This is a genomic window from Phaeodactylibacter luteus (genome assembly GCF_007993045.1).
GTDB lineage: Bacteria > Bacteroidota > Bacteroidia > Chitinophagales > Saprospiraceae > Phaeodactylibacter > Phaeodactylibacter luteus.
Window position 1 is genome coordinate 1 of record NZ_VOOR01000099.1, and the last position, 5,619, is coordinate 5,619.

General features: G+C 41.0%; 3 protein-coding genes. All 3 read left to right on the forward strand.

Translation table 11 applies throughout. The annotated features are described in order from the left end of the window. Nucleotides 1-30 precede the first annotated feature (30 nt). Genes FRY97_RS21355 through FRY97_RS21365 form a run of 3 tightly spaced genes read left to right on the forward strand, consistent with a single transcriptional unit; the run spans nucleotide 31 to nucleotide 5,516 of the window. The gene (locus FRY97_RS21355; RefSeq protein WP_147169659.1) at nucleotides 31-1,068 is read left to right on the forward strand and encodes an efflux RND transporter periplasmic adaptor subunit; all 1,038 of its coding nucleotides are present in this window, start codon (nucleotides 31-33) and stop codon (nucleotides 1,066-1,068) included. Nucleotides 1,069-1,104: 36 nt separating this feature from the next. Further along, nucleotides 1,105-4,167, forward strand: coding sequence for an efflux RND transporter permease subunit (locus FRY97_RS21360; RefSeq protein ID WP_246141885.1), 3,063 nt, complete (start codon nucleotides 1,105-1,107; stop codon nucleotides 4,165-4,167). Next, nucleotides 4,164-5,516, forward strand: coding sequence for a TolC family protein (locus FRY97_RS21365; protein WP_147169661.1), 1,353 nt, complete (start codon nucleotides 4,164-4,166; stop codon nucleotides 5,514-5,516). Before FRY97_RS21360 ends, FRY97_RS21365 begins: the two co-directional genes overlap by 4 nt. Nucleotides 5,517-5,619 lie beyond the last annotated feature (103 nt).

Consider the following 5,619-nt stretch of genomic DNA (forward strand, 5'->3'; position numbering starts at 1 on the left):
TTGGTCTATTGTTCTATAATTTAATAAAACATGAAAAATTCTTTTTTATTCATCGTTTTGCTCTTGGCGGTCACGAGCTGTCAGCAGCAAACACATACTGAACATTCAACGCCTGTCAAGAGGGCAAAGCAAAATGTAGAAGTCGAAAAAGTCAGCACATATAGCGGACTGACTTCTTTTCAATACAGCGGCTTGGTGGAGGCAAAACAAAAAACGCCTCTAAGTTTCAAAACACCTGGAACGGTGGTAGAAATATTGGTGGACGAAGGGCAGTATGTGAAAAAAGGGCAACTATTGGCAAAGCTCGATGCCTACAATGCTCAAAATACTTATGAGTTGGCTTTGCAAAAACAACAACAGGCACAAGATGCTTATGACCGCATGAAGCCTATGCACGAAAACGGAACGCTTCCTGAAATAAAGTGGGTGGAAGTGGAAACGGGATTGTCGCAAGCTACTACGGCAGCGGCAATCGCTAAAAGGAGAATTGGTGATGCGGAACTGTACGCCCCTAAATCTGGCGTAATTGGTAATAAAAATATTGAATTGGGTGTAAATGTGTTGCCGAGTGCGGCAGCATTTGATTTGTTGGATATTAATACCGTTTATGTCAATATCCCTGTTCCAGAAAATGAACTTGGAAAACTCAAAAAAGGGCAATCCGCACAAATCAACATTGCTGCCATTGGCGAAACTCGAAGCGGCAAAATTCACCAAATAGGCGTAACCGCCAACCCTATCACGCATTCTTATCCTGTCAAAATTGAGGTAAATAACCAAGGCTGGAAATTGAAACCCGGCATGGTCTGTAATGTCCGTCTTGCTGGTTCAGCGAAAGTGGAAGGCATCGCAATTTCTAATAAGGCACTACAAAGAAATGCTTCGGGACAACAATTTGTCTATGTGGTGAAAGACAGTACCGTAACTGCCCAAGCTGTCCAAACCTTTGATTTGATTGGCAATCAAGCCATTATTAACAGCTTGTCTGAAAATGATTTAGTAGTGGTCAGCGGACAACACAAATTAACAGAAGGTTCTGTTGTGAACATCATAAATACAGTTGATTAAAACAAGGCAGCATTTAGAAAAATGAGTAAGCAGAATTTGAATATCATAGAACTGGCTATGAAGCATAAGCAAATAGCCATCATTATAACAGCGATTTTATTTGCCTTCGGTGTGTATTCTTTGATGGTCATGCCCCGTAATGAATTTCCTGAATTTACCATTCGTCAAGGTTTGGTGATTGGGGTTTACCCTGGGGCTACTTCTGAGCAAGTCGAAGACCAATTGACGGGCAAAGTCGAAGAGTTTTTATTTTCTTTCAAAGAAGTCAATCGGGAAAAAACCTATTCGATTTCCAAAGAAGGAATGTTGATAGTGTTTGTGGAGGTCAATAATAACGTGGACGACCCTGATGCTTTTTGGGATAAAATAAAATTTGGACTGAGCCAACTAAAACCACAATTGCCGTCGCAGGTATTAGCCTTGATTGCCAACAATGATTTTGGAGATACGGCGGCTATGCTTTTGACCGTAGAATCGAAAAGCAAAAACAAAAAGCAACTTGAAAAAAATCTAAAAATCATAGAGGAAGAATTACGAAAAATTCCTACGGTGTCGAAAGTGAAACACTATGGTTTGCAAAATGAGGAAATCACCATTCATTTTGACCAAGACAAACTGGCTCGTTATGGAGTGAATATGTCCAGCGTTTTGGCAGTCATGCAATTAGAAAGTGCGGTGTATTACGGTGGCGAGGTGGATAATGGTGAATTGATAACGCCTGTTCACATTCCGACCAGTTTTCAATCAGAAAATGAAATTAAAAATCAAATCGTCTATGCCGACCCTTTGGGCAATTTGATACGGGTGAAAGATGTTGCCGAAGTGAAAAGGCAGTTTGCAGAACCATCTTCCTACATTAAAAATAATGGCGCTTCCTGCTTGTTGATTTCTCTTGAAATGCAAACAGGCAACAACATCGTACAGTTTGGAGAAGATGTAGATGAGCAATTGAAGCACATTAATACGCTATTACCCGCAGATATAGAAATCCACAAAATAGCGGATATGCCCAAAGCGGTTGGCCATTCCATTCAGCATTTTTTGAAAGAATTCTTTATTGCCATTGCTGCGGTGATTGTGGTTATCATGTTGTTTTTGCCGTTTCGAGTAGCGATGGTGTCGGGTGTAACCATTCCAATATCCATTTTTATTACCATTGGTTTGCTCTATGTGTTGGGAGTTGAATTACATACGGTTTCGCTGGCAGGTTTGATTGTGGTATTGGGCATGGTGGTAGATAATGCCATTGTGGTCATTGACAATTATGTGGAAAAACTGGACGAAGGCATAGATAGGTGGCAAGCAGCTATTTTAAGTGCCAAAGAACTTTTTATTCCTGTTTTTGCTGCCACACTTTGCATTGTAGCGACTTATGTACCGATGCCGATGTTTTTGACAGGGCAAACAGGTGATTTTGTGGGGTCTTTGCCTGTTACCATCGCCTTGGCATTAGGCATTTCCCTACTCGTTGCGATGTTGCTTGTGCCTTATTTGAATTATTTTGTCATCAGAAAAGGCATTCACAAAGAGGGAGAAAAAGGAAGCAAATTTTCGCCTTTATATCTGTTGCAGGCGATTTATAATAAAACATTGGAATTAGCATTTAAGGTGCCTTGGCTGGCGGTGCTAATTGGTATTGCTTCGATTGTGGTGGGTGCTTATATTTTTATGTTAGTACCTCGTCAGTTATTTCCAAAAGTAGAACGTAATCAATTTGCCGTAGAGATTTATTTGCCGCAAGGCAGTACATTGGAGCAAACGGCTTTTGTAGCAGACAGCCTTACGTCCATGTTACAATCTGATGAAAGAGTTACAAATGTCGCTACTTTTATTGGAGAGAGTTCACCGAGATTTCACACGACCTATGCACCCAATTTTCCATCTAAAAATTATGCTCAATTGGTGGTCAATACTCAATCCGACCTCCAAGCCATCGAGCTATTAGATGAATACGAAAAGAACTACCGCAATCATTTTCCGAATGCTTATGTAAGAATGAAGCAGTTGGATATGTTGGCGACCAAAGCACCTGTCGAAGTACGGATTTCGGGCAATGATTTGCAAGAATTGAAACTGGCTGCAGAAGAAGTGAAAGCCGTCATGGAAGCGAACAATAATGTCATTTGGGCTCGTACCGATTATATAGAACCTCGTCAGGGCATACGGGTAAATGTTGATGATGAACGGGCAAATCGACTGGGGTTAACACGAGGAACGATAGCTGCTTCCATTGCTTCGGGCTTTTCGGGTATTCCAGTAGGCACGGTTTGGGAAGGCGACTACCCCGTGAATGTGAAGGTGGTGAATGCACCACAAAACAAAGATGATTTCGATGACCTTAAAAACCAATTGGTTACAACGCCATTTACCTTCAATCCGCTTCCATTAAGGCAAGTTGCCACTTTTACAACTGATTGGTCAGAGGGTGAAATTATCCGTAGAAATGGAATTAGAACGATAACCGTAAGAGCCGATGTAAGCAGGGATGCCTTGCCTTACAGGGTTTTGGCGGAGTTAAAACCACAGGTAAAGGAAATTGCCGACTGTTCTGATTTGCAATTTGAATATGGTGGTGAAGAAGAAAACGAGTTGGAAAACTACCTTCCGATTGGAAAAGCACTTGGTGTTGGCATTGTATTGATTTTCTTCATTTTATTATTCCAATTCAAAACGCTTCGCCACGCTTTATTGATTATGACCACCATGCCTTTGAGTGTTTTGGGTGCGGCATTGGGCATATTGTTGACTGGCTATTCCTTTGGATTAACGGCTGCATTGGGCATTATGAGTTTGATGGGCATTGTGGTTCGGAATGGAATTATACTGGTAGATTATGCCGAAGAATTGCGACATAAAAACGGGTTATCCGTTCAGGAAGCAGCCATTGCTGCAGGGAGGCGACGAATGCGTCCCATCTTTTTGACCTCTTTTGCGGCGGCTATTGGAGTAGTGCCAATGATTATTAGTGGCTCAACCCTTTGGGGTCCATTAGGTGCGGTGGTTTGCTTTGGACTTTTGGTTTCAATGGCATTGACCCTTTTGGTCTTGCCTGTTTTGTATCAACAATTTTTTAAAAAACAAGATTTAGCGAAAGCATGAGAAGTATAAAAATTAATTTAATCCTAATGCTTCTCACTTTGGGAAGCATTAGTTTACAAGCACAAGATAAACTTAGTTTAGAAGCGGCTCAATCAATGGCAGTCTCGAACCATGTTTCCATCAAAAACAGTCAGTTAGAAATAAAGGCTGCACAAACGATGAAGGACAAAGCACATACGCATTATTATCCACAAGTTAATTTTGATGGGTTTTTAATGCACGCTATTGACCCTTTGATGGAATTTGGATTGGAAGGTGGCAACTTGCCTGTTTATGACGGCAATCCTGCCAACCTTCAAACGGCAACGGAGTTTGCCTATTTTCCGTCTTCTTCTATTGGTATTTTACAAAAATTGGGACTTGCCAACCTAAGCGTTGCCCAACCTATTTATACAGGTGGCAAAATCAAAATAGGCAATGAAATGGCGGACATCGGAATAGACATTCGGGAGGAACAAAAACGCCTTGCGGAAAAAGAGCTCTTGTTAACTACGGAGCAGCAATATTGGCAAATCGTTTCTTTACAAGAAAAACAAAAGACCATTGATGATTTCAGAGAACTGCTCGACAGGCTGAATGTGCAAGTCAATGATGCTTACAAAGCAGGGTTAATTATCCGCAATGATGTCTATAAAGTAGAACTGGAACAAAGCAATCTCGACCTCAATGAAAGCAAATTTCAAAATGGAAAGGAACTGGCTTTACGCCAATTCAGCAATACCATTGGAGTTGCCTTTGACTCGACTTTGGTGTTAGAGGATAAATTGGAAGACTATGAAAGTCCTGAATATTATCGAAATATCAAAGAAGGCAACATCTCCAATTTATCAGAAATGCAACTATTGAAAAAAGCAGCGGAAATAGAAAATTTACAAATTCAACTAAAAGAAGCAGATGCCAAACCAACGGTTGCTGCTGGTGTAAATGCGTATTATCTCACGCAATTTGAAGAAAACACGGGCGGATTTAATGGTTTTGGGTTCGTATCGGTTAGTATGCCGCTTTCGCATTTTTGGATGGGCGAACACGACATTGAAGAACAAAAGATTAAAGCAGAAATTGCTCAAAACACGCTCGAAGATACAGAGCAATTGCTTGGATTACGAGCAGCCAAATCGTGGACAGATTTGAAAGAAGCCTACGAGCAAATTCAAATCATTGAAGAACGCATTATACAAGCCAACGAGAATTTTCGAGTGAACCAAAGCAGCTATAATAGTGGCGTGGTCACGCTTTCGGATTTGTTGGAAGCAAAGGCATTGCAGACCCAAGCCTTAGATGATTTGATAGAAGCTAAGACGAAGTATAAGGTGGCGATTGCTGGGTATTTGTTGTATAGTGGGCGATAGTAAAAGAAAGAAATAAAACATATTGAGATGAAAAGCCAGCAGAGAACAAAGGCTAAAACGGCAATAGCCCCTAAGCGGGGCTACTGCGTTTAGCCAAACCGTT